This window comes from Furfurilactobacillus curtus, from assembly GCF_045862785.1.
GTDB lineage: Bacteria > Bacillota > Bacilli > Lactobacillales > Lactobacillaceae > Furfurilactobacillus > Furfurilactobacillus curtus.
The window spans coordinates 454497-479520 of sequence record NZ_BQXO01000002.1 but is presented as its reverse complement, the minus strand read 5'-3'; the positions used below and the strand labels follow the sequence as shown (position 1 = coordinate 479520).

The window sequence follows — 25024 nt, the reverse complement described above, 5'->3', positions numbered from 1 at the left end:
CCCTCAGCTTAGCATGTACAGCCGCGTGCGACAAGTGAATAAAATCAGAGTGCTCGCAAGACCGGGTGAGTCTGAGCAACAACGGACAATCGTAATGGGGCGCTTTTGACCCGGTTGTGATTGTTAGTTGTGCACAGGACTCAGGTCTTGCGAGCGCGTTTTCGATAGCATGTGAGTCATCACGGGTGAAGCCAATCGCCTACAGGAAATCGTTCTCATAACCTAATCAGATCATGACTGTTCATCACGCACCGTCCTGACGCTTGGCAGCTGTTCAAGTCACGCCCACATCCTTATTCCAGTCGAAAATGGGTTCCTGATGAATCCACTTGCGCAATCAGGTGCTTGGTCGGTTCCGAGTCAAATGAACCAAAATCAATAATGTGACTACCATCATCCACTAATTGCACACTTTCTATTCGATCAGTAACCAGGTGCTTTAATGTTTGAATCACATCACGATGTTGTGCCATTTTTTGGGCAGCAGTTGCTAATGTGTAACCCTCGTCCAGGTAAGCCTTCATCGCTCGAACCTTAAAAACAGTTTCGTATTTATACTTTCGATTACCTTCACTCTCGCTCAAGCAGTTAATGTAACCTTTGTCTGTCCAATACCGCAATTTAGTGGTTGTAACGCCTGTTGCTCGGGACAAATCACCAATACCGATAGTAATAATATCGTCATGTTTAAAAATTTTTGCTAACCAGGCTTTGGAGCCTTCGCCCCCTGCAAATTGTTCCATGCTGTTACCTCAATTATCTATTGACGTTTAGTAGCTTTTTAGTTAATGAATCTGTTATGACTAATATATAAAAAATATAATTATCCTTAGTGCTATTTTCTAAAGGACTGATGTCTTAGTTAATCATCCAAAGTACTGACATTTCCTTGAACTATTATATATTTTGAAATATCATTGTCAACTTGCTTGACACTAATCACATGAAGTCTTATATTAATCCTCGTGCTTTTTAAACATGAATTTTGTAATGAAAGAAGGAACTCCTATGGCAAAAGCCGTCGATACCAACGGCAAACCGTATAACCGTGCCTTAATGGTTGTCGTTTTGCTAATTGGGACATTTTGTACCGTCCTGAATCAAACTATTTTAACGACCGCTTTCCCAACTTTGATGAAAGCCTTCGATATTTCTACTTCGACCGTTCAGTGGCTAACCACTGGTTTCTTAATGGTCAACGGGATCATGATTCCGATCTCTGCTTACTTATCAAGTCGTTTTAATTCAAAATGGCTGTACATCTCCGCGATGGCGATCTTTGAAATTGGGACAATCATCGCCTTCACTGCGCCAAGCTATGGTGCCTTGCTTACCGGACGCTTGGTGCAAGCCGTGGGGGTCGGGATTGCGATGCCATTGTTACAGACTCTGATGCTAACGATTTTCCCCGCTAGTTCTCGTGGTGCCGCCATGGGATTGGCCGGAATTGTTATCGGGGTTGCACCTGCTATTGGACCAACTCTATCTGGATGGGTCATTGATCAATATCAATGGCGTGATTTATTTGGCATGATTATTCCGATCGTGGCCGTTGTCATTGTCGGCGCATTATTCTTTATGAAGTCGGTTATCGAAACAACCAAGCCACGACTAGACTGGCTATCTGTTGCGATGTCGACACTTGGATTTGGTTCATTATTATATGGCTTCTCATCCGTTGGGGACGATGGGTGGACATCTGTGAAGGTCATTTCAACACTCGTGCTTGGCGTTATCATCATTGCCTTATTCGTTTGGCGCCAGTTGACTATGGACCACCCTTTCCTTCAACTACGTGTCTTTAAGTCTAGCGAATTTACCATTGCCGCAATTCTAAGTTCTGTCGTGATGATTGCCATGACTGGGGTTGAAATGGTCTTACCATTGTACTTGCAAATTGTTCATGGGATGAGTGCCTTTCATTCTGGACTAACCCTTTTACCGGGTGCCCTGATGATGGCGGTAATGAGTCCCATCACCGGCCAAACTTTCGACCGAATTGGTGCTAGGCGTCTCGCTATCGCTGGGCTATTTCTTCTAACCGCGGGTACTTTACCTTTTGTCATGATCACCAAAACCACGCCAACGATCTACGTAACTTTCTTGTACGCGGTTCGCATGTTTGGGATTTCCATGGTCATGATGCCAGTGACGACGGCTGGGATGAACGCGCTGTCCTTTGATTTGATCTCTCACGGAACCGCGGTTAACAACACAACCCGGCAGGTGGCTACTTCCATCGGGACTGCCGTCATGGTTTCAGTTCTTTCAAACGTCACTAAGAACGCCATGCCTGCCCACCACGTGCTTACTCAGACCCCGCTGGTCTACAAGGTTCGTGCGATTAATGCAACCTTAAGCGGTTACCACGCAACTTTTTGGGTAGCGATCGGCTTTTGTATTCTCGGCTTTGTCTTGGCTTTCTTCCTTAAGGGATCCAAACGAGCTTCAACTCACGTCACTCAAGCGAACACAGACGGCTTAAAGACTCCTGCAGCCACTGATAATGGAGGTGAAGCCTAATGATTTTAGTCACCTTAGTTCTCGGTGCCATCGCCTTTTTCGTTTGTTTTGTCTACATTAAACCAGTTATCTGGCGAACGGTTGGGACGTTGTTGGCGCTTGTCTTCCTCATTCCATCCTTACTCATGATCAACTTAAACGATCACGATCACTTTGGCATGAAGAAAGTGACCACCACTACAACTAAAGTCATCTATTCCGCCGATCCAACCGGCAAAATGAACATGATGCTTTATCAAAATATTGGTACTAAAGGCACCGAAAATACGCAGATTTATGCGACCAAAAAGGGTCAAAAGAAGCCCGGTCATACGCAGGTTAACGAAAATACGTTTAACCACGTCAAGTCAACGACTGCTTCAACGGCTACTTTAACCACCAAAGAAACGCGGTGGGTCTACAAGAACAACGCGACCAAATTGTGGTTTAACGTCGCTAATAATAACCACGAATTGATTAAACGAACGAACACGTTCCATCTACCTAATGACTGGGTACACTTATCAACAACGCAAGCCAAACAGCTGAAAGCACAAATGGCTAAACAGCAGACCCCTGCTGCCCAAGCGCAAGTCAAACAACAGGCCGCTGCATTCGTTAAGCAACAGATGCAAGCCGCCATCGCAAAAGATCCTAGTTTGGCCAATAACCAAGCTAAGCAACAACAATTGAGCAAACAATATGCCGCTCAATTCCAAAGCCAACTGATTAAAAAGGCTGTGGCAAATTTGAAGTAAAATGTCATCTTAACACTGGTGATCACCAAGAAATCACCTTTCTTCAATCCAGAAAGTGACGTTTACTCCAAAAGTTTGCATTAAATAAATTTACTAATTAGGCAGTTAATTCTCGTTCAAAATTGAACGGTGATTAGCTGCCTAATTTTGCTTGGATTCGCCCTCAATTCTAATAATCAATTTCATACACTGACTGCTTGATATAGTTCGTAGTCTGAGCGGCTGGCGGTCTTAACCAATTAATCCCGCTTGTGGAACCCGACAAAATCTGAGGGCAAGCCGGTGGTGTCGAACAACCACGAACATGTTAATTTGAGTCTGACTATAAAAAATCTCCTCACCTTCTCAGCCGTCCGTTTCTAAAACCGGTTAGCTGAAAGACAAGGAGATTTTTTTCATAATGCAACAGTTGATGAAAAGCTATTTGCGTTTTCTAACTGGAAAGACAGTCAATGTCGCAGCGGCCAAGATCGCAAACAACTCAACTTGCTGGTCAATTGAATCGCGGTGAGTGGTGCTTGTCTTCGGTAACGCAGATTTTGGATTCAATGATGAATGTAAATGTGATGCATCTAGCCGATTAACCCCAGCCGGATCTTTGATTACGTCTTGTGGTGTCGTTGTGACCGGCTTGGCTGACCGATTATTAGCCACAGAGGTGTCAGAACTGGTGGTTAAATTGTTGCTAGTAGCCGAAGAATCAGCTGAACTAGAGTTAACGGAACTAGCAGCGGACGAATCAGCCGAACTGGAGTTGGCGGAACTAGTAGCGGACGAATCAGCCGAACTGGAGTTAGCGGAACTAGCAGCGGACGAATCGACCGAACTAGAGTTAACGGAACTAGTAGCTGACGAATCAGCTGAACTGGAGTTGGCGGAACTAGCAGCGGACGAATCGACCGAACTAGAGTTAACGGAACTAGTAGCTGACGAATCAGCTGAACTGGAGTTGGCGGAACTAGTAGCGGACGAATCAGTTGAACTAGAGTTAACGGAACTAGCAGCGGACGAATCAGCCGAACTGGAGTTGGCGGAACTAGTAGCGGAAGGATCGACCGAACTAGAGTTAACGGAACTAGTAGCTGACGAGTCAGCTGAACTGGAGTTGGCGGAACTAGTAGCGGACGAATCGGCTGAACTGGAGTTGGCGGAACTAGTAGCGGAAGAATCGGCTGAACTGGAGTTAGCAGAACTAGTAGCTAACGAATCGGCTGAACTAGAGTTAGCAGAACTAGTAGCTAACGAATCGGCTGAACTGGAGCTAGCAGAACTAGTCGTTGACGAATCAGCTGAACTGGAGTTGGCAGAACTAGTCGTTGAAGAATCGGCTGAACTGGAGCTAGCCGAGCTAGTAGCGGAAGAATCAGCTGAACTGGAGTTAGCAGAACTAGTAGCGGAAGAATCGGCTGAACTGGAGTTAGCCGAGCTAGTAGCGGAAGAATCGGCTGAACTGGAGTTAGCAGAACTAGTCGTTGAAGAATCAGCTGAACTGGAGTTGGCCGAACTAGTAGCGGACGAATCGGCTGAACTAGAGTTAACGGAACTAGTAGCGGACGAATCAGCTGAACTGGAGTTAGCAGAACTAGTAGCGGACGAATCGGCTGAACTAGAGTTGGCCGAACTAGTCGCTGACGAATCAGCTGAACTAGAACTAGCTGAACTATCTCCATCAATTTTGGTAACATAAACATTATTTACCCTACCGGTTGTTGCTTCGGCGATTGTTTCCTGTGGATTGGCAAGTTGATAACCAGTCGGAATATTTTGAAAATCATTGTAAACAATTTGAATATAAATATAGTCCCAAGAGCCAACTTGTTGACCAGTTGCTTGATCAATGTAGTTATAAGTAGTCGTGATACTATCATATTCCTTGTTGTATTCAGCTAATGAAATTACCGGAATATGGTAATCGAAGGTAATGTTATCATCGGTGGAAATTCCATAGTCTTGCGTATCTGAGTGCCAGTAACTGGCATGATATTGACCGGCATAAATTGGGAATCCATGAACATCTAATGCTGGATGATTGAATTCTTGTTTAGAAATTGTCGCGACTACAGTTCCATCTTCTTCTAGGTAAACGACACCATGATCAACCTTTGCATCACTTGTTGCTGAAGAAGAAGTAGCTGAGCTAGTAACTGAAGAGTCAGCCGAACTAGTAGCTGACGAATCGGCCGAACTAGAGTTAGCAGAACTAGTGGTTGACGAATCAGCTGAACTGGAGTTAACGGAACTAGTCGCTGACGAATCAGCTAAACTGGAGTTGGCCGAACTAGTAGCCGAAGAATCAGCTAAACTGGAGTTGACCGAACTAGTAGCCGAAGAATCAGCTGAACTGGACTTGTCTGAATTTGTACTCGATATCCCAGATGATAATGCTGTAGTAAAATTCAATATATGGTTATTCGTCTCGAGGGGTTGTTGTGTTAGTTGATTACTCGCCTGTACCTTCATAGAGGTTGCTAGAAAACCTGTAAAAGCCAAACTTAGCGTAGCCGAAAACAGCCAAAATTTATTTGCCCTTTTTGTTATTAGAAACTGGTTTGATCGTCTACTCATTTTGTATTCCTCCATTTACTCAACAGTGACAGACTCTGGCTCAATAGCCGTATCGGTCGATAGGCTGTTTTTTGGCATTAGGGTCGTTATAGGTCTCCACAACTAACCAAGATTTAACTAGGTGACTCGATATTGTTTTTATCATGATTCTTCCCCCCAGAAGAAAAAATAAGTGATTTCATTCACGAATTATAAAAATATTAGCTTTCCTTATGAGGTAGTATAATGCACAAAATGTTATATTTCAATTTTGAATATTTTCTTTAATGTACGATAAAACTTAAACCGCCGCAGTATCAGTCAAGACATGTTGCAAGAAGCTCCAAGAAGCGTGGTTAATCCACAGCAACAAAATACTAATACCCATATGAATTGATTCAATCTAAATACTGAGGGAGATGCCGATAGCAGTGAATAATTAAAGCGACCAAAAAAGAGTGTTTGGGACAAAACCCAAACACTCTTTTTGATCTAGATTGTTTATCTCGTTGAAGCAAAGTCTGACAAAGCATGTAACCGTGTGTTCACTAATGATGCATAGGTGTCGACAATCGTATCAGTAGTAAAGTGGAAACGTTTGACCACTTCGCTACCCTTACCACTCAGGCCAAAGCTGTCGATCCCGATCACTTTCCCATCTAGCCCGACATACTTGCCCCAATCTGTGGTCCGACCCATTTCAATCGCCACACGATTTCGCACATCATGAGGCAAGACTGTTTCACGGTAAGATTCTGGTTGGGCGTCGAACAGATCCATACTTGGCATTGAAACAACGCTGACATCCTCACCACGATCTACTAATCGCTGTTGGGCAATGATCGCTAATTGAACCTCTGACCCAGTTGCGATTAAGATCCCATCTGGCGTGCCCCCTTTTTGTGGTGAAATCACGTAGGCCCCACGGCTCACCCCTTCTGGATGCAGTTTAGCCCCAGCTAGAACGGGTAGGGTTTGACGAGATAGAATTAACGCTGTTGGGCGATCATGGGTTCCCATCGCCTGCTGCCATGCCGCAATCGTTTCATTGGCATCGGCCGGTCGAATCACCGAAAGCCCAGGCATCGCACGCAATGCGGCCAGTTGTTCAATCGGTTCATGCGTTGGCCCATCTTCCCCAACCGCGATTGAATCGTGCGTGAAGACATAAGTGACCGGTAACTTCTGCAGAGCCGCCAAACGAATCGCCCCGCGCATGTAATCTGAAAAGACCATAAAGGTACTGCCATACACCCGTGTACCGCCATGCAGCGCAATCCCGTTCATGGCACAACCTTCTGCAAATTCCCGCACGCCAAACCACAAATTACGATTGACCGCGTTATCCACATCAAACCGACCATTATCCTTCAAATCAGTCTTATTGGAAGCAAACAAATCAGCCGAGCCACCCCACAATGAGTGTTCTCGCTTACCTAATGTCTGCAACACCTTGGCGGAGGTCAACCGCGTAGCTTCAGCATCGCCAAGTTCATAGTCATCGGTTAAATCACTGAGATCAACACTCTTAATTTGACGCACATCATCCGCAAAATAGGCCGCCAATTCAGGATATTGCATCGCATAGCTTTCCATCATGTGGTTCCATTGTGCCTCAGCCTTATGCCCACGACGTCGAATCGAACGATAAAAGCGTTCATACACTTCGCCTGGAACGTAAAACGGCGCGTATGGCCAATCGTAGGTTTCTTTAGTGGCAGCTAAAGCTGTTTCACTCAACGGCGCGCCATGAACTTTATTGGTGCCTGCTTGTGGTGAACCATAGCCAATGGTTGTTTTGACTTCGATAATAGATGGGCGATCTTCAGCGGCTTGCGCTTGTTTAATCGCATGATCAATCGCGTTTAGGTCATTGCCATCCCCCACGCGGTGGTAGTCCCAACCATAACTTTCAAACCGTTGATGAATATTTTCGTTAAATGCATTCGACAAGGGACCGTCGAGTGAAACGTCATTGGAATCATATAACACAATTAATTTGCCCAGTTTCAAACGACCGGCCAGACTTGCCGCTTCGTGGGAAATCCCCTCCATCAAGTCACCATCACCGACCAGCGTGTACGTGTAATGATCAACAACGTTAAAGCCCGGCCGGTTGTAGGTTGCCGCTAAGTGTTCTTCAGCCATCGCCATGCCAACAGCCATCCCTAGCCCCTGTCCTAGTGGGCCAGTCGTGGCTTCAACGCCATCCGTCCAGCCATACTCTGGGTGCCCTGGCGTCTTACTGCCCAACTGGCGAAAATGTTTTAAATCAGTCATTGAAACCTTGTAGCCACTTAAATGCAACAGACTGTATAACATCGCTGATCCATGACCAGCTGACAAAACAAAGCGATCACGATTAAACCAGTGTGAATCTTTTGGATTAACGGTCAGATGGCGGCTCCACAACGTATAAGCCATTGGTGCAGCTCCCATTGGTAATCCAGGGTGACCTGACTGTGCCCGATCAATGGCGTCGAGACTTAACGTCCGCACACTATTTACCGCTAATTGGTCAATTGAATCAAACATAAATTCATCATCCTTTTCTTTTAACAATCCGGCGAGTAAATCACGACCGGTGCTTTTGGTCTATGTTTGATACAATAGCGGTCTCATCATAAGTCAGCAAGAATAAAATGGTGATAATGATGATAATTAGCTTAAAAATTCATGAACCGTTAAAATTGGAATACCGTTTTATGTCCATAACTATCAAGATGTTTATCACATTGGTCTATATTTTAGCACACGGTTGTATTTTGCCATTATTTTGTTGACGAAAAGCCACATTGTTAACCAAAAATCCGTCTATTTTTATAATTGGTATAGTTAAAAACCACTCAGCCACTTGATCCCTTGACTGAGCGGTTTATTGTATTTGTCGAGCTACCCAAGCCTGATGTCTGTGCCTAGCCCAGCCTGCCTAATTGGCAAAGAGCGCCAACCAGTCAGTCTCAGCTAGTGCTCGACATCACCCGGCTTGTTTCGCTCTGATTATTTATCGATGCTGATTTTGTTGCTGTTCAAGTTCACGGCGCCGGTTACGCGTTAAGAAATAAAAGGGGATTGCAACCACCAAGGCACCCAGTCCCCAAATCAAGTTCACCAATTGCGCCTGCGCTAGTAACCAAAATGAAACCAATACTGCAATAATGGGAATCACTGGTCCAAACGGAACCCGAAAGGCTCGTGGTTGATTTGGACGCGTTCGACGAAAGACCAACACCGCTAAAATCGTCGGCAAGTATTGAGCAAATCGCGAGACAACTGAAATGGCAGCTAACGTACTAAATGTGCCCGTCAAGGCCAGTGGCAATGCTAATAGAACCGAAATGATGACCGCAACATCAGGTACACCACGCCGATTCAGGTGACCAACAATCCTCGGCATCACGCCGTTATCCGCCATCGCTTGACCACTACGCGGTACCGTAAATGACTGTGCAATGGCAATGCCGGTAATCGAGATCACAGTCCCCGCACCAATAATTGCTTTGCCAACTGGTCCTAGAATCGCTGACAAAGCTGTTTGCATCGGTGCCGTCGTTGTCGCCAATCGTGGTCCCAAGATACCAATCGAGACGGTTTGAATTAAAAAGTACAACAACGCCACCAGACCCATGACAGTGATGATCGCTCGCGGCACATCATGTTGGGGATTTTTCATGGCTTCGGCGGCAATAACAATGGCCTCAAAACCGGTAAACGCATAAAACATCACAATTGCCGCTTGACCAAATGATCCGGTTGCATAATGCCCATGCGGAAAAAACGGCGTAAAATTACCCGCATGCATGAAAAAGAGCCCAATTGCGACAAAAAACACTAGCGGAACCATTTTGGCCACAGTGACAACATCATTCAACCATTTGGTGACGTTAACACCGAGAATATTAATTAGTCCTAACCCAACTAAGAGACCCGTAATAATCGTTGCGTGCCACACTGGTTGCGCTAACACTGGCCATAAAGCGCCCAAAGCGGTCGCTAATCCTGCTGCCATAGTCGCCCAGGCAATAATACTAATCACCCAGATAATAAAACCAACTTCGTAACCAATAAAATCACCAAATGCGGCTTTTGCATAGACGTACGGGCCGCCGTTTTCACGAAACAAGCTTGCATCCTCTGCAAAACAAAATGCAATACTGATCACTAAAAGCATGTCAAATACAAAGACTAATAAGCTAGCTGGGCCGATTAATTTCATTGCGGTATTTGGCAACAAAAAAATTCCTGAGCCAATGATGGCATTTAGGCCAAACAAGACGATGCTGATAAAGCCAAAGCGTCCCTTCATTGCAGTTCCTTCTTCCTATAAATAAATATAAACATTATTATGCACCTTAGAGGGTACTCAAACGCAAATAAAACTCGTGAGAAAATCAGCCAACTTATTTCAAGACACTAAAAAGGCCGTCCATCACTGGACGACCCTTAATCAATAGACTTAATTATTGGCTTACGCCAAGTTGCTTACCACCAACCGTTTGCTTCCCAGAAGGCTTGGGCGCCGGCCCATGAACCGTAACGAGAATCAGCGTATTGCGTTGCAACAGCTTCTTGATGAGCTGGTGATAAGTCGCCGCCCAACTTGTCTAAACTAAGTTGGTATTTGCCGTAGTATTGACCATTAACGGCTGTGTATGAACCACCAGATTCGCGAGCAGCAATGTAAGCTTGGGCTGCTGAATCAGAACCAGAAACCGCTGGGGCTGCAGGAGCAGCGGTTTGTGCTTGAGTGGTTGTTGCTTGCTGTACTGCAGCAGCTGGTTGTTGCGTAGCTGTTGTCTGCGTTTGTTGCTGGGTCGAGGCAGCAGTGTTAGCACCATCGGCATCAGGAACAGTCAGTGATTGATCAACAAAGATTAAGTTCCCACCATTTTGCAAGTGGTTCGCGTTTACAATGGCTTCAACAGTACTGTTGTTTTCAGCAGCTAACTTAGAAACCGTGTCACCACTTTTAACAGTGATATTGGTGTCAGCATTTGCGACGACACTCCCTAAACCAAGTAATGCGGTTGCGCTAGCAGTAGACAAGACTAATTGTTTGATCTTCATATGCTAAAATTTCACTCCTAAGGTTGTTTGATGTAACCAGGATTGGTTACATGCTGGCTAATTAACTCGTAATGGTGAGTTAAGATTTCTTTAATAACAATAACTTAACGATGACCACTATACAGATTGTAAATAACAGAAGAATACCGTAAACATTACAAATTCAGCCGTAAATGTCATATATTCCGATATCTGAAACATTTCGTAATATAACCCAATTCGTGAAACGTCTTGTGCCCCTAACAATTTATCGACTTATCAGTTACTTGTGGACAATTGTTTTCAGACCTCTTTACGGCTCTTATTGCGATGACATAGCGGTTTAACTGACCACATAAAAAGATGCATTTTGCAAGCAAATTGCAAAATGCATCATCGTTCGTCTCGTTTAAGTTAAAAAGCTAGGATTCTGACTGGCGCCGTGAAAAAAGCCAACTAATGACGAAAATTGCCATAGCTAAAGTCACACCCATTAAAATAAAGGTACCTTCGCCCAACCAATCGATAATAAACCCGAAGATAAAGTTACCAACCGGATGCATAAAATCAACGGAGATAAACCAAATTCCGAAAACTCGTCCTAAATAGGCCACTTCCGTTTGATCTTGCACTAAGGTGTATAAACTAACGCCGATTCGTGAAATCAAAAAGCCATAGATGCCAGTAACGACCAGCAACACCAAATATGGTCGCCACACGCCGGCAATCAACATCACCGCCGCGAGTAAATAGATCTCATGTTCAATTTGATTCATGGTGCGTACTTTTTGTGAGCGGATCAGACTCAGGCCTCCGAGCATGCCGCCAATTGCCATCACCGCCATTAAGTAACTATATAAGTGCTCATCACCATTGAAATAATGTTTAACATCATATGGTAATAATAAATTAAAGGCGGCATAGAAAATATTCACGACACTGTCAACAACGACCATCTGAACCAATAATGATTTGCCTAACACATATTTAAAACCGCTAGTGAGACTTGACCATATTGACAATCGCTGACGGCGTTCCGGTTGATAACGATATGAAATGCCTAACACCAGTGCGATAGACAACAAAAACGAGGCCGCATTAATAAACAGAAACTCGCGGAAATTGACCCATTTAATGGCGAGTAACGCGCCACCCAATAGTGGGGCAAAAATATCTGCCAGATTAATTGACGTGTTAGACAAAGCATTAAAGCGTTGTAGCGCTGACGTTTCAATCAATTCTGGCACCAATGCTTTGGCCGCTGGAAAGTTGAAACCTAGACCAATGTCTAAAATCACCGTTAACAGTACCAGCTGATAAAACACTGGATGATTGACATCGACAATTAAGGCCATTAGTAAACAAGCAATAAAACTCAAAACATCTGACCAAAACATGACCATTTTACGATTCATGCCGTCAACCAACGGCCCCGCTAATAAATCAGCCACGACCAACACAATTCCGCCAATCCCTTGAACAATTCCCAGTAAAGAGGCAGTCCCTGTGGCCTTAACAATGAACCAATTTAATCCAAAGATATACAACGCATCTCCGAGTCGTGAAATGAACGGACTTAAAAACAACGGCCAATTGAACGTCCGTTTACGATTAACTACCGGCAATTCTGACATCTAACCGCCCCCTTTCCATATCTGTTAAATTCGTTCTATCATACCAAAAAATCAGCTATCGTCGCCTGCTTTTGGCTTTTTCAAAACAAAAAAGCCCAGTCAAGATGATCACACTCACCCAACAAGGCTCTACTGGTCTGGACAACCAGCTTCAATACTTCCGCAGATAGACAGCATCAATGGTATGATGCCTGACTTTATGCAAAATGACGTTAGCCCGATTACGCGTTGGCAGAATGTACGCTTTCAGGTTGCGCAAATCAACATCATCCCAGACCTGTCGTGCATATAGAAATGCATCTTCTCGTGATCCAGTCGCCAATTCATGATAAAAATTAGTGGGATCGTTGAATGCAGAATTCAGCAAAATATTGAACCGTTCCAAGAACCAATGCTCAACTAATTGCGGATCCGCATCTACATAGAGGGAGAAGTCAAAAAAGTCACTGACAAAAATTTCAGCTTGCGAAGGTAATTGTAAGACGTTGATGCCTTCAACAATTAAAATGTCTGGTTGATCGATTTCGTCATACTCATTAGGAATCACGTCATACACCTGATGTGAATACTTAGGTGCTTGGACATGAGGCTTAGATTGTTTGACATCATTTAAAAATTGAATCAGTCGGGGCATGTCATAACTATCTGGAAACCCCTTGTCATCGGCAATCCCTTTCGCCTCTAACACGGCATTAGGGTATAAAAACCCATCAGTGGTGATTTGTTGCACTTTTAGTTGCGGGTATAAGTGTCGTAATAGCAAGGCTAATAGCCGAGCAGTTGTCGACTTTCCAACGGCAACTGACCCAGCAATCCCGATTAAAAAGGGCACATGCCGGTGAGAAACGCGCAAAAAATCACTACGTTCATCATTAGCCCGTTGGAAATCCCGGTACTTCAATAGAATGTAATGCACCAATGGCATGTAAATTTCGCGCACATCGTCCAATGAAATACGGTCATTTAATGAGCGTATTTGTTCCAAATCAATCTCATCTAATGGTACAGACTCAGCATCGAATAATGTTTGCCACTGATCACGTTTAAATTGGTCATAATTATCAAGTTGTTCAGCCATTTGCTTGCCCCACGTTTTTAAAAATTCCTGTTCAGTATACCATAGCAAAACGGGTGTGAAACCACTTTTTGAAAGCGGCTTCACACCCGTTGTTATTTTGATTTCACGCGTTACGCAGTGACTGTTTCTCGCGTATACAACGCTGCTGGCACACGATCCATTAATGGCGTTAATTCACCAGTTGCGAGCAATGTTAATTGGTGCATCGCCCGCGAGCAGATCGTGTAGAGCAATTGCCGCTCACTTTCGTCATAGTAAACTTTCTTAGAAGCATCCCACACGATCACCGCGTCAAACTCTAACCCCTTTGCTAGATACGCTGGGACAATTAAAGTTCCCGGGACTAAGCGCTGATTTTCCGTTCGAATCAGTGTAGCCTTCACTCCGGCGGCCTTCAATTGATCGGCGACCGCTTCACAGGCCGCTAATGTTTTCCCAATAATAGCGGTCGTCTCATGGGCTTGGTCGTTAGCACTCAGTTGTGTCAATAGCCGCTGTTCTTGTGCGGATTGAGTTGGTGCTACCGAGACAATCGGTTTATTACCTGCCCGATTAAACGCCGTAATTTGTTCCCCATCGACTAACAAGGCCTTCGTGAAATCCGTGATCTGTTGGGTCGACCGATAGGATTTCGTTAGCTGAACAACCCGCGTCTTTTCTGGATCAAACATCGTTGATAGTTCACTGAGCAATGTCCGGCTGTTTTCTTGTGTGAAGATTGCCTGGTTTAAATCACCGAGTAATGTAAATTTAGCCCGTGGAAAACTAAACTTCAGAAAAGCTAATTGAAAGGCCGAATAATCCTGCACTTCATCAATGAAGACAAAACGAATTGCTTTCTCACCTTTTTTGCCAGTCATCATATCGTATAAGTATAGATAAGCAGAGGTGTCAGCTAATGAAAGCTGATGGTTTCGGTAACCTGATAACGTCGCTTCAACACTTGCTTGCCACTGTGCTTCACTGATTCCTTGCGCGGATAAGTCAAGCATGGCCGGTACATGACGCAAAAAGTGTGCGTATTGCGCGTTAATGTTCAAATACCGACTCCGTGAAATGGCCAATTGAACGGGTTTAAACGCCTTCATCACGATTTGTCGCGCTAAGAAACGATACTCTTTATCTTGGCTATCGAATTCACGTGGTTGATCTCCAAACATGGTATCGACTTCTTCACGGGTCAAATTCTGCACTGCTTCTTCAACCCATTTGTCGCGAATCTCCGTTGAAATACGGCGATTCAAGATCTTAATGAGCTCCTCACGCGTTGCTGATAATCGATTGGCCAAATGATAATTTTCGTTGAATGAATAATAAATTTCTGCAATTTTTTCCTTACTGATGAAGACTTGATCACGAAATTTAATATCACGAAAACGCATGTCCGCTTGTTCCAAATGATTTGCGTACTCTGTGACCACGTTAAAGTAGTTAAGGCTCCCCTTTAACGTATTTACCGCACGAAACTGATCATCCGTTGTTGCTTCAAAACGTTGTTGCAATGTTTCAACTTGAATTTTCGGCAGACGGCGATTGGTGTACTGCAAGTATGTCATCTGCACCATGTTTTGTTCACCTAATTCAGGTAATACTTGATTGATGTAATCGTTAAACAACTGATTAGGTGAAAACAAAACCACTTGTCCAGCGGTCAAATTTCCCCGATACCGATACAGCAACCAGGCCACTCGCTGAAGCACAGCTGCCGTCTTCCCAGATCCAGCTGCTCCCTGAACAAATAGGAGATCAGAATTGGTGTCTCGAATAATCTGATTTTGTTCTTTTTGAATGGTGGTCACAATACTCTTCATCTTAGTATCGGAGGCATTGCCTAACGCCTCCATCAACATCGAGTCACCGACAACTTCATCGGTATCAAACATCGTCACAATCACGCCATCTTTAATCTGAAATTGACGTTTTAACTTCACATCCACAGTTTGTGGACCATCAGGAGTCTGATACGTAATGTCGCCCAGGCCACCATCATAATAAATTGAAGAGATTGGCGCCCGCCAATCGTAAATCAAAAAGTGATCTGGTGAGTCGGCAAACGAACCCAGGCCAATGTAAATTGTCTCTGGCTTACCAGTTGGACCTTCTTGAAAATCAATTCGGGCAAAATATGGCGTCTGTTCTAACTTCTGCAACACGTCTAACCGTTGCGTGGCATGTTGCCAGCTATTCTGGCGTTCATCAAGCATTTGTTGTTGTGCACGTAATGACATGGCAGTATCCGTCATGCCTTCATAGCTACCTGTATTTAGATGAACCTCGCCAAATGCCCGTTCAATATCTTTTCGGTCTCGGGCCGCAGTGGCAATATCCTCACTAGCGACCTGTTGCGCAACCTTAATTTTTCCAATGACACCATCTAGATGCACTTGTTCTTGTTGCTCGGCTGAGTCAGTCACGTGATCGCCCTCCATCTTGTCTATGGTCCCCCTTGATTCACTTAAAATCAAAGTTAATCAGCGAAAAATCGTACTAAATATTATAGCTCAATTAGGGTGGTTAAGTAAACTGATTGGTATGAATCGATGGCGTTACCTTTGCGTGGGCGGGTGTCAAAAATTGGCGTTAGATTCCCCCTTTTACAAGGTTATTACTGTCGACCAACCTGAACTTTGCGGGTGTTCGGCTGGAACGCCGTGGGCCTGCTCTGAATCCGGAAGTACACAGGCTGAGCCGATGCCTACTACGTCCAGGTTGGTCTACTTTCGGTTCACCCGCTTAAATTTTGGGGCTAGTGTAAGCACCAAAGTACAATTCATACTGGCCTGATCCTAAACACCACCACGCCAAAGGATTAAGTCTGGCGAGCGCGTTTACATCAGAGCGTAAGCCATCACGAGTGAAGACGAGCGCGTTCCGCCAGAGTAAGTCAACCGACTGAATTTGGTCAATCATGATCCACATAACTAAAAATTCATCAAAGTCAGCTCCGATGTCTCGCTATTCATACCTATTTTATCTACACTTAAGGGTAATCGGAGGACGACGAGGAGGACAGTGCATGTCACAACTCTTTCACATTTTGAGTCACTTACAAGAATACATTTTGCCGCTTTTCTCTTGGATGGGCGATTGGAGCTACGTCACCTTGTTTCTTCTGATCTTTGCGGAAACCGGCTTGGTGATTTTTCCATGGCTCCCTGGAGAATCTTTGATCTTTGTGACTAGCGCCATCGCGGCCGCGACACAATCAAATTTAGACATTAAAATCTTAGTCCCCATTTTCTTTTTTGCAGCAGTATTGGGCGATACGATAAACTTTCGCATTGGCGCTTGGCTGTTGCGCTTCAAATTCATTAATCGTCATCTGCGTGGTGGCTTAGAACGCGGCCGTGATTTTTTTAAGCGATATGGCGGTCGCGCCGTCATCTTCGGCCGTTTCGTGCCACTCATCCGCACATTTGTCCCACTCTTAGCTGGTTCAACGAAGATGAGCGAACGTCGATTTGCGATTTTAAACGTTATTGGCGTCGCATTGTGGGTCACTGTTGGTAGTGTCCTTGGCTACTACTTCGGCCGTCTCCCATTCGTCCAGCACCACTTTGCCTGGATTTTTGTTGGCGTCGCTGCAATCGGGATTTTACCTGGCTTTATCGTCGCATTAACACGACATCTACGCCGTCACTCTAATCACTTCTATCGACCATAATGCTTAACCTTGGGAGGCACGTTCCATGGGGCAACTTTCACTATTAATCTTATTATTAGCGGCCTTAATGACACCCTTGTTAATGGCTCGTTTTAAAATTACGTTCTTACCGACCGCCGTCGTCGAAATCATTGTCGGTATTGTCCTCGGCACGAGCGGTTTCAACTGGATTCATACCTCGAGCACGCTCAACCAATTGTCCACATTAGGCGTGATTATTCTATTATTTTTAAGTGGCATGGAAATTGATTTCAGCCTTTTTCGTCGCCATCCCCTACCTCAAACGGCACGTGCAAAGAAGGCCGCCGCCAATTCACCGCGACAACTGGGTCCACTCATGCTCGCCATCCTCGCTTATGGCACCGTCGTCATATTAGCAATTGCAATGGGTTGGACCCTCAAAACCACCGGCTTATTCACAGATCCATGGTTAGCTGCCATTTTATTTGCCACCATCGCGTTGGGGGTGGTAATCGCTACGCTAAAAGAAAACGAATTGCTCAGTCGCCCCTATGGACAAACCTTGCTCTTAATCGCAGTTCTAGGTGAAGTGGTCCCGATGCTGAGTCTCACGGTCTATGCGAGTCTGGTCGGTCATGCGAGCAAATCAATCTATTGGGTGCTGATCTTATTCATTGTCGCTGCCATCTTGCAACTACGCTTCCGCACCTTTTTCACGTGGTTTGAACGAATTAATAAATCAACCACTCAGTTGGACATCCGCTTAGCTTTCTTCCTCATTGTCGCCCTCGTCACTGTGGCTGAAACGGTGGGAGCCGAGAACATCCTCGGGGCGTTTGTTGCTGGTATTGTGATGAAATTACTCGAACCACGACCAGCGACGCAAGAGAAACTCGATTCAATCGGTTACGGCTTCTTCATCCCGATTTTTTTCATCATGACTGGCGTTAAATTAGACATCCCCGCCCTAATGGCCAGTCCGCAGACCCTCTTATTGATTCCTTTACTATTTATTGGCTACGTGGTGGCCAAACTTGCGATCTGGCCCATTCTGAAATTACGCTTTAAGGCCGTCAATGCAACGGCCGGAACTGCCCTATCGGTGACCACCATCACGTTAGTTTTGGCTATTGATTCCGTTGCTGTCTCGCTCCATCAAATGACGAATCAACAAGCTGGTGCCTTTTTGTTAGCGGCGATTATTACCTGTATCTTTGCACCACTACTATTTAACCGCTTATTTGCTGCTGACGCTGAACCATTGCCCAAACAAACGGTCCATTTCATTGGCACCAACATCACCACCGTCCCGGTGGCCCAGCAACTGGCTAAAGGGTGGTATGACATTGCCATGTTTACGGATAAACCAGAAAACTATCGTGCCTATAATAGTGAAGTTAATGTCACATTGGTCGATCCATTCACGCCTAAACGACTCGCTGATATTGGTGCCTTTGATGCCGATATCTTGTTTATTGGTCATTATAACGCGGCCCAAAACGCCGGCGTTGCCTTAGCTGCTAAAGAATACGGTGTGCCCCGCGTATTGGTTCGCTATGAAGATCGCAATATTTTAGATCAAACCGAAGATCAACTCACTGCAGCAGGGGTCGAGGTCTTCAATACGGGGGAAATCACACTAGCCTTGTCGCGCAGTCTCATTGAAGCGCCTGATACCTTGCGCATTTTGACCGACACCGATGCGGGAATTTTCGAAGTCACTATCCTGAACCAGCGTTTCACCGGCATCAATCTCAGCGATCTGCCATTCATCAATCAAATCACAATTTCACAGGTAATTCGTAATCGACAATTTATCAAACCAACTGGAAATTTAGTGTTACAGCTCAATGATCGCTTAATTTTCACTGGCTCTAAAGCCGCCATTGCCGACATCCGCGCAGCTCTTGGGACCGTTAATCATTAGTAAAATCGACTGGCTTAACTTTGTCACTGGTTCTGTCACCCTGCAATTGATTGTCGACGTAAAGTTTAAGCGGGTAGAATTCTAAGAATAAAAAGGGAGTGACCCCTCTAGTGATCGAATGTTAATTTGAAGAAAACAATCTAAACACACTGGAGGAATCACGCTTGTCGTCTGTATTACAAAAAATCATTACCGAAATGGTCACTTCGTTTGGAAAGTCCGCTATTTCATTACTTGCAGGTCGACAGGCGGACCGGATTAAGGCAATTGGCGAACGAACATTGGACACGAGTGTTAGCACAAAATGCGATAGTATCAAGCCCACAGCTTGTCCAATAGGATCAAAATCGCCTTTGGTCCGCCCGATAGAAGCGATCACGCTGCAAGTCGAAAGATAGGTGAGTGAACTGAAAAGTAGACCAACCTGGACGTAGCGGGCATCGGCTCAGCCTGTGTCGTTATCGTTAGCGTCCTTCGCTTACGATAAAGTCTGACTGTGAAATCAGGGTACTTCCACGTTCAGAGCAGGCCCACGGCGTTCCAACCGAATGCCCGTAAAGTTCACGCTTGGTCGATCGTGGATAACACTGTCAAGGTTTAACCTATCACTAGTCTAAGTGACTACCCCACTAAAAGTTGACGCCATCAATTGACTAGATTGATTGGAGCGAAACACCGGAATTTGCTATGATAGGACTATTAATAATTACGGAGGCTCTCATGTCATTTAATGTTTACATGGTTCGTCACGGGCAAACTTATCTGAATTTATATCATCGGATGCAAGGGTGGGTGGACGCACCGCTGACCGAAAAAGGAATTAACGATGGCGAACACGCCGGTTTATTGCTGAGCCAGATTCCGTTCGATGCTGCTTATTCGAGCGATTTACCGCGGACTTTTGCCACGGGAAAACTAATTTTGGCCGCCAATCCTAGTGCACTTTCACAGCCGATTCAGCGCCCAGAATTCCGTGAACAATTCTTTGGCTTCTGGGAAGGCTATGATGACATGCTCATGTGGCATCAAATCGGTTCCCCCAAGGGCGGCGATAGCTACAACGCCTTGATCGAAAAGCTGGGACTCAAAGATGCAACTAACTTGGTCGCTGACGCTGACCCTTATCATCATGCGGAGCACTACGATGATTTATGGCGTCGAATTCAAGCTGGCATCACCTTCTTGCGGCAACAACATCACGATGGTGATAATGTCTTAGTGGTAACCCATGGAACGTATTTACGACATGTCATCGATCACTATTCCGACAAATTTGCATCCCAACCTGGGCCACGCAATGGTAGCGTCACTAAATTAACCATCGACGCCGACCACGTCACAGTTAATTATACTGATCGTCTCGACGCTCAACTTTAAGGAATAAAATAAATAAGCAGGTGCGACTTCAATTGGGTGCGCACCTGCTTATTTTTTGTTCGCCCTTAAAAAACGGCTAGTTACCCACCGAAGACCATTTTGGATAAACCACCGTCATCAAAAAAGACGCCCACTTAAGCTGGAGCGCCTCGTAAATTAAAATTCAGAGCGATTCTATTATGATACGTTCAGCAACGATTGCCGAGTTATGCTTGCTCAGTCGTATATCGCGGTGCTGCCAATAGCGGCTGTCCAGCCATTCTGTCATGTTGTGACGACTGTTTTAAAGCCATCGTCAATGCCGCTAATTTAGGGTCACGATGCACGTGAGTTAAGTCAACACGATCTTCTTCACCTTCAACAAAACGACGCGCCACCTGATTGATTTGACGGGCCAGTTGCTTAGTCGGTCGTGACTGCTCCGAGCTTTCATAAGCGGCAATATCATGAACCAAGCGTCCGAGTAATTCGTCATTTTCAATATGGTTAGCTAAATACAAGATCACTTCATTCATCCTGAGCACCTCGCCTTTCGCCTGAATGTGACCAACAGGATAAAACTATTTTTGTCTGAAGTCAACCATATTAAATATCTCAGCGTAACACAAATCTCAACTAGCCGATTGCCAATGGTTGTTCCAGCACAAAAATCAGTTGATCAAAGGCTTGATCAGTCTCGGGTAACGGCAAGCTGAAGAAATTGTGCATCATATAAGGATAATCGAAAAAGTCAATGTCAACGCCAGCTTGTTTAGCCTTTTCACGAAATTTAACTGCGTCTGGATAAAGTAATTCCCGCGTGCCAACAAAAATGGTTAACCGTCCCAGCCCAGTGACATCTCCATACAGCGGACTAACGTGCCAGTCGGTCGTGACGGTATTGTGCGCATAATAATGACCCATCATCACTTGTAACGAGTAACGATCTAAGACCGGATCGGCAGCCTCATAATACCGAATTTCATCATTGGTTAAGCCCACATCTAACACCGGGGAAAGGGCCACAATGTTTTTCGGTTGCGGCAGGTCCCACTCCTTTAGTGCCTCAGCTAATGTCAATGCCAAGCCACCCCCAGCGGAGTCGCCAATAATAATTAACTTAGCCGGATCGACTGTCTTGAGTACCTCACGATACAACCGTTCCAATGAGGTTAAAACATCCTGGTAGTCGTAATTTGGAGCCAGTGGATAGATCGGCATTAACACTGTCCCTGATAATGTATCAGCTAGTTTACGGGCAAACCGAATTTGCATCGCTTGTGGCTGATTCCAAAAACGACCGCCATGCAAGTAAATAACGGTATATCGATTGTCATGATAACGTCCATGGAATTCATAAGTTGAAGGATACGTTGACGACATGATCGCATGATACTTGGCTTTAAACTGCTGATTCATTTGCCAAGGTTTCGCATTTTTTTCAGCAAAATATTCATACGTGACTAAATTTTCCGCATGCTTATAGGGACTAAACATTTTTTTGGGTTGTAGACGCATTAACCCAGCCAAGACCTTACTACTAACACTACGACGCTCAATCAAACGCGCCTGAGCCGTGACGGCTGCGGCCCCTAAAAGCGCGGTTGCTGTCAGGATCTGTTTAACCTTCATGGAAATCCTCCAAAATTGCTGGCTAACATCAAAGCCAAATTGTGGTTTTCGTATCCACCACAGTTTACAACTTATCTAGGGCGGTTGCCTAGCTTTTATCAGAGAGTGTGAGCAAGACCGAGTGAGGCCGAGCAACAACTGGAAATCACGGACGGGTGGGCTTCACCCGGTAGTGATTGCTGGTTGTGCATAGGACTCAGGTCTGGCGAACACGTTTACATCAGAGTGTAAGCAAGACCGAGTGAGGCCGAGCAACAACTGGAAATCATGGACGGGTGGGCTTCACCCGGTAGTGATTGCTGGTTGTGCATAGGACTCAGGTCTGGCGAACACGTTTACATCAGAGTGTAAGCAAGACCGTTTTGAATCTGAGCAACAACGGACAATCACGATTGAGCAGGCTAATCGCAAGGATGGAGCATTATTAAAGAAATCTGGTCTTTCAGTTATATTTTCAGGTCTATTTAAGCTTGATTCAGTATCTTAAATATTGTTGATAGCAATATTGCTATCACACTCCTACACTCCGAAAGAATTCATCCCCCAAAAGCCTTCCTGTTATGGCTAGCAGGAAGGTTTTTAGCTGGCCGAACAACTTTGTTCAAAAAAATTGGTGGTTTTTAAGTTATTTTAAGCTCCACCAGTTATCTTAGATAGTGTTGATGGCCAACAACTCTGTCAACAATATCTCCTGACATATTTTCAAAAAATAAACCACTCTAACAGCGACTTCCTCAGTGAAGTCGCTGTTTTTGTTGAACAAAAAAGTCGTTGACCGCCTTCACTTGAAAGCAACCAACAACTTCAAATAATCACTAAGCTTGCTGTAAGACTTCTAGGCCGGCCTTACGAGCACGATCTTGATACATCCCAATTTCATCTTCAGCCGCCCGAACAAAGTGATGCGGTGCAATTTCCACCATCTTACGTGGTTTACCATCACTTTCACGACTGGAATCATAGTCCAACTGCTGTCGGGTCCGTTCAATCTCTGGATCAGGAATGGGCACGGCTGACAATAGGCTCGTCGTATAGTCGTGTAGTGGTTTGGTGTAAACCTCATCGGCTGGGCCGATTTCTAACATTCTTCCATAATGCATCACTCCGATTCGGTCAGAGATATACTTCACCATTGACAGGTCATGGGCGATGAAGAGATAAGTCAAACTCTGCTTAACTTGCAATTCCTTCATCAAATTAACCACTTGCGCCTGAATCGAAACATCCAGTGCTGAAATGGGTTCATCTGCAATGATGAATTTAGGATTAACGGCCAACGCCCGTGCGATTCCAATCCGTTGACGCTGACCACCAGAGAATTCATGAGGATAACGACTAGAATGGTCTTTATTTAAACCAACCGTTTCCAGTAAATCTTCCACCATTTTAGAACGCTCTTCGTCATTTTTAGCTAAATGGTGGATATCAATTCCTTCAGCGACGATGTCTTTGACTTTCATCCGGGGGTTTAATGACGCATATGGGTCTTGGAAAATCATCTGCATTTCTTTCCGAAATTCCAACTGTTCCTTACGATCTTTGATTTTAGAAACATCACGTCCATCAAAGCGCACCTCACCGCCAGTTGGTTCATATAAATGAATGATTGCTCGCCCAGTCGTCGTTTTGCCAGAACCCGATTCACCAACTAGGCCAAACGTTTCCCCTTCGTAAATGTCGAAGGAAACGTCGTCAACGGCACGAACTTCATCACGTTTGCCAACGTTGAAGTACTGCTTCAGATCTTTAACTTCTAAAATCTTTTTCCGATCTGTGTAATCCATTTTGACGCTCCTTTCTTTATTCACGATCATCGTCGCTCGGAGCGGCCGGTGTCGGTAGCGGTGCTTCTGGTCGAATCAATTCGCCATCGGCATTGTGCATCTTGGCCCATTGATCTTGTCGTTTCGCAATGGCCACCGGTGGCACCACTTGTGGTGAACGTGGATCTAATAGCCAAGTTGCCGCGTAATGTGTTTCAGAGACCTTAAAGAACGGAGGTTCCTGTTCTGCATCAATCTTTAGCGCATACGGATTACGGGCCGCAAATGCATCTCCCTTAGGCGGGTCGAGCAAATCTGGCGGCGTACCAGGAATAGCGGACAAGTCGCCGCTGCGCGTATCTAGCGTCGGCATCGAGTTCAATAACCCCCATGTATAAGGGTGTTGTGGATTGTAGAAGATTTCGTCAACCGTGCCGTATTCCACGATTTTACCGGCATACATAACGGCAATCCGGTCAGCCATACCAGCAACAACCCCAAGATCATGGGTAATGAAAATGATGGAAGTCTCAATCTTTTCTTGAAGTTCTTTCATCAATTTCAAGATCTGTGCTTGGATGGTTACATCCAAAGCAGTCGTAGGTTCATCGGCGATCAGAACTTCTGGATAACAGATTAAAGCGATTGCGATCACGATTCGTTGCCGCATCCCACCAGAAAATTGGTGTGGGTAATCGTTGATCCGGTGTTCTGCATCAGTGATACCAACCAACTTTAACATTTCTAAAGCTTGCTCCATCGCTTTTTCGCGTGAAACATGATTGTGAACCCGCAATGGTTCAGCGATCTGACGACCAATTTTCATTGTTGGATCCAACGAAGTCATTGGGTCCTGAAAGATCATCGCAATATCTTTACCACGAATTTGTTGCATTTCTTGTTCAGACTTCTTAAGGACATCTTGACCATGAAACAAGATTTCACCACCAGCAATTTCAGCATTGTCGGCGTTCAATCCCATTAAAGCCCGTGTCGTTACCGATTTACCCGAACCAGATTCACCAACAATTGCCAGCGTTTCACCCTTTTTTAAATGGAACGAGACATCACGAATCGCCTTAACTTTACCTGCATAGGTGTTGAAGTTAATGCGCAGGTGGTTGACTTCGATTAAATTTTCATTCTCAGTACTTTCCAC

The 25024-nt window shown here is 44.9% G+C and carries 18 protein-coding genes; 6 read left to right on the top strand and 12 right to left on the bottom strand.

Translation table 11 applies throughout. The annotated features are described in order from the left end of the window. Nucleotides 1-293 precede the first annotated feature (293 nt). Nucleotides 294-743 (bottom strand): MerR family transcriptional regulator, encoded by a 450-nt coding sequence (locus ACKTR2_RS05260; RefSeq protein ID WP_407883220.1) that lies wholly within the window; start codon nucleotides 741-743, stop codon nucleotides 294-296. 265 nt (nucleotides 744-1008) lie between these two features. Between ACKTR2_RS05260 and ACKTR2_RS05255 the strand changes: the two genes are divergently transcribed. Together ACKTR2_RS05255 and ACKTR2_RS05250 are read left to right on the top strand one after the other, a co-directional pair. Beyond that, on the top strand, nucleotides 1009-2523 hold the full coding sequence (locus tag ACKTR2_RS05255) for an MDR family MFS transporter (RefSeq protein ID WP_407883218.1): 1515 nt from the start codon (nucleotides 1009-1011) through the stop codon (nucleotides 2521-2523). Beyond that, the gene (locus ACKTR2_RS05250; protein ID WP_407883216.1) at nucleotides 2523-3260 is read left to right on the top strand and encodes a DUF4811 domain-containing protein; all 738 of its coding nucleotides are present in this window, start codon (nucleotides 2523-2525) and stop codon (nucleotides 3258-3260) included. The genes ACKTR2_RS05255 and ACKTR2_RS05250 overlap by 1 nt, the downstream gene beginning before the upstream one ends. A 420-nt stretch (nucleotides 3261-3680) precedes the next feature. Here the strand turns inward: ACKTR2_RS05250 and ACKTR2_RS05245 are convergent, their stop codons facing one another. After that, nucleotides 3681-3914 (bottom strand): hypothetical protein, encoded by a 234-nt coding sequence (locus ACKTR2_RS05245; protein ID WP_407883214.1) that lies wholly within the window; start codon nucleotides 3912-3914, stop codon nucleotides 3681-3683. A 16-nt stretch (nucleotides 3915-3930) separates the two neighbouring features. Here ACKTR2_RS05245 and ACKTR2_RS05240 point away from each other — a divergent pair, with 16 nt between their 5' ends. After that, entirely contained in the window at nucleotides 3931-4947 is a 1017-nt protein-coding gene (locus tag ACKTR2_RS05240) for a coiled-coil domain-containing protein (protein WP_407883212.1), read from the top strand. A gap of 1358 nt (nucleotides 4948-6305) precedes the next feature. Here the strand turns inward: ACKTR2_RS05240 and tkt are convergent. From tkt to helD, 6 genes are all read right to left on the bottom strand, one after another. Next, a complete protein-coding gene (gene tkt / locus ACKTR2_RS05235; protein ID WP_407883210.1) occupies nucleotides 6306-8339 on the bottom strand; it encodes a transketolase in 2034 nt (677 codons plus the stop codon). A gap of 469 nt (nucleotides 8340-8808) precedes the next feature. Next, complete coding sequence (locus ACKTR2_RS05230; protein ID WP_407883209.1) at nucleotides 8809-10110, bottom strand: APC family permease; 1302 nt, start codon at nucleotides 10108-10110, stop codon at nucleotides 8809-8811. A gap of 176 nt (nucleotides 10111-10286) precedes the next feature. Further along, nucleotides 10287-10871 carry an aggregation-promoting factor gene (gene apf, locus ACKTR2_RS05225; RefSeq protein WP_407883207.1) on the bottom strand — a complete coding sequence of 195 codons (585 nt, stop codon included), beginning with the start codon at nucleotides 10869-10871 and terminating at the stop codon, nucleotides 10287-10289. A 401-nt stretch (nucleotides 10872-11272) separates the two neighbouring features. After that, nucleotides 11273-12484, bottom strand: a complete 1212-nt coding sequence (locus ACKTR2_RS05220; protein ID WP_407883205.1) for an MFS transporter — start codon at nucleotides 12482-12484, stop codon at nucleotides 11273-11275. A gap of 151 nt (nucleotides 12485-12635) precedes the next feature. After that, a complete protein-coding gene (coaA, locus tag ACKTR2_RS05215; protein ID WP_407883203.1) occupies nucleotides 12636-13562 on the bottom strand; it encodes a type I pantothenate kinase in 927 nt (308 codons plus the stop codon). A 110-nt stretch (nucleotides 13563-13672) separates the two neighbouring features. Further along, complete coding sequence (gene helD, locus ACKTR2_RS05210) at nucleotides 13673-15991, bottom strand: RNA polymerase recycling motor HelD (protein WP_407883201.1); 2319 nt, start codon at nucleotides 15989-15991, stop codon at nucleotides 13673-13675. A gap of 587 nt (nucleotides 15992-16578) precedes the next feature. On the opposite strand from helD, the gene ACKTR2_RS05205 reads away from it, so the two are divergent. From ACKTR2_RS05205 to ACKTR2_RS05195, 3 genes are all read left to right on the top strand, one after another. After that, nucleotides 16579-17226, top strand: a complete 648-nt coding sequence (locus tag ACKTR2_RS05205) for a VTT domain-containing protein (RefSeq protein ID WP_407883200.1) — start codon at nucleotides 16579-16581, stop codon at nucleotides 17224-17226. 25 nt (nucleotides 17227-17251) lie between these two features. Further along, nucleotides 17252-19114, top strand: a complete 1863-nt coding sequence (locus tag ACKTR2_RS05200) for a monovalent cation:proton antiporter family protein (RefSeq protein WP_407883198.1) — start codon at nucleotides 17252-17254, stop codon at nucleotides 19112-19114. A gap of 720 nt (nucleotides 19115-19834) precedes the next feature. Beyond that, nucleotides 19835-20491, top strand: a complete 657-nt coding sequence (locus ACKTR2_RS05195; RefSeq protein ID WP_407883196.1) for a histidine phosphatase family protein — start codon at nucleotides 19835-19837, stop codon at nucleotides 20489-20491. Between the two features lie 206 nt (nucleotides 20492-20697). Here ACKTR2_RS05195 and ACKTR2_RS05190 read toward each other — a convergent pair whose 3' ends face one another. The 4 genes from ACKTR2_RS05190 to ACKTR2_RS05175 form a co-directional block, all read right to left on the bottom strand. Beyond that, on the bottom strand, nucleotides 20698-21006 hold the full coding sequence (locus tag ACKTR2_RS05190) for a hypothetical protein (protein ID WP_407883194.1): 309 nt from the start codon (nucleotides 21004-21006) through the stop codon (nucleotides 20698-20700). Between the two features lie 100 nt (nucleotides 21007-21106). Then, nucleotides 21107-22102: an alpha/beta hydrolase fold domain-containing protein gene (locus ACKTR2_RS05185; RefSeq protein WP_407883193.1), complete on the bottom strand. Its 996-nt coding sequence runs from the start codon at nucleotides 22100-22102 to the stop codon at nucleotides 21107-21109. Between the two features lie 815 nt (nucleotides 22103-22917). Then, on the bottom strand, nucleotides 22918-23886 hold the full coding sequence (locus ACKTR2_RS05180; protein ID WP_407883191.1) for an ABC transporter ATP-binding protein: 969 nt from the start codon (nucleotides 23884-23886) through the stop codon (nucleotides 22918-22920). A 16-nt stretch (nucleotides 23887-23902) separates the two neighbouring features. Then, nucleotides 23903-25024 (bottom strand): ABC transporter ATP-binding protein, encoded by a 1122-nt coding sequence (locus ACKTR2_RS05175; protein WP_407883189.1) that lies wholly within the window; start codon nucleotides 25022-25024, stop codon nucleotides 23903-23905.

Excerpts from the sequence above, each read along its gene's own strand:
- ACKTR2_RS05260 (WP_407883220.1), bottom strand. The coding sequence starts at position 743 with ATGGAACAATTTGCAGGGGGCGAAGGCTCCAAAGCCTGGTTAGCAAAA.
- ACKTR2_RS05255 (WP_407883218.1), top strand. The coding sequence starts at position 1,009 with ATGGCAAAAGCCGTCGATACCAACGGCAAACCGTATAACCGTGCCTTA.
- ACKTR2_RS05250 (WP_407883216.1), top strand. The coding sequence starts at position 2,523 with ATGATTTTAGTCACCTTAGTTCTCGGTGCCATCGCCTTTTTCGTTTGT.
- tkt (WP_407883210.1), bottom strand. The coding sequence starts at position 8,339 with ATGTTTGATTCAATTGACCAATTAGCGGTAAATAGTGTGCGGACGTTA.
- ACKTR2_RS05230 (WP_407883209.1), bottom strand. The coding sequence starts at position 10,110 with ATGAAGGGACGCTTTGGCTTTATCAGCATCGTCTTGTTTGGCCTAAAT.
- apf (WP_407883207.1), bottom strand. The coding sequence starts at position 10,871 with ATGAAGATCAAACAATTAGTCTTGTCTACTGCTAGCGCAACCGCATTA.
- ACKTR2_RS05220 (WP_407883205.1), bottom strand. The coding sequence starts at position 12,484 with ATGTCAGAATTGCCGGTAGTTAATCGTAAACGGACGTTCAATTGGCCG.
- coaA (WP_407883203.1), bottom strand. The coding sequence starts at position 13,562 with ATGGCTGAACAACTTGATAATTATGACCAATTTAAACGTGATCAGTGG.
- helD (WP_407883201.1), bottom strand. The coding sequence starts at position 15,991 with ATGGAGGGCGATCACGTGACTGACTCAGCCGAGCAACAAGAACAAGTG.
- ACKTR2_RS05205 (WP_407883200.1), top strand. The coding sequence starts at position 16,579 with ATGTCACAACTCTTTCACATTTTGAGTCACTTACAAGAATACATTTTG.
- ACKTR2_RS05200 (WP_407883198.1), top strand. The coding sequence starts at position 17,252 with ATGGGGCAACTTTCACTATTAATCTTATTATTAGCGGCCTTAATGACA.
- ACKTR2_RS05195 (WP_407883196.1), top strand. The coding sequence starts at position 19,835 with ATGTCATTTAATGTTTACATGGTTCGTCACGGGCAAACTTATCTGAAT.
- ACKTR2_RS05190 (WP_407883194.1), bottom strand. The coding sequence starts at position 21,006 with ATGAATGAAGTGATCTTGTATTTAGCTAACCATATTGAAAATGACGAA.
- ACKTR2_RS05185 (WP_407883193.1), bottom strand. The coding sequence starts at position 22,102 with ATGAAGGTTAAACAGATCCTGACAGCAACCGCGCTTTTAGGGGCCGCA.
- ACKTR2_RS05180 (WP_407883191.1), bottom strand. The coding sequence starts at position 23,886 with ATGGATTACACAGATCGGAAAAAGATTTTAGAAGTTAAAGATCTGAAG.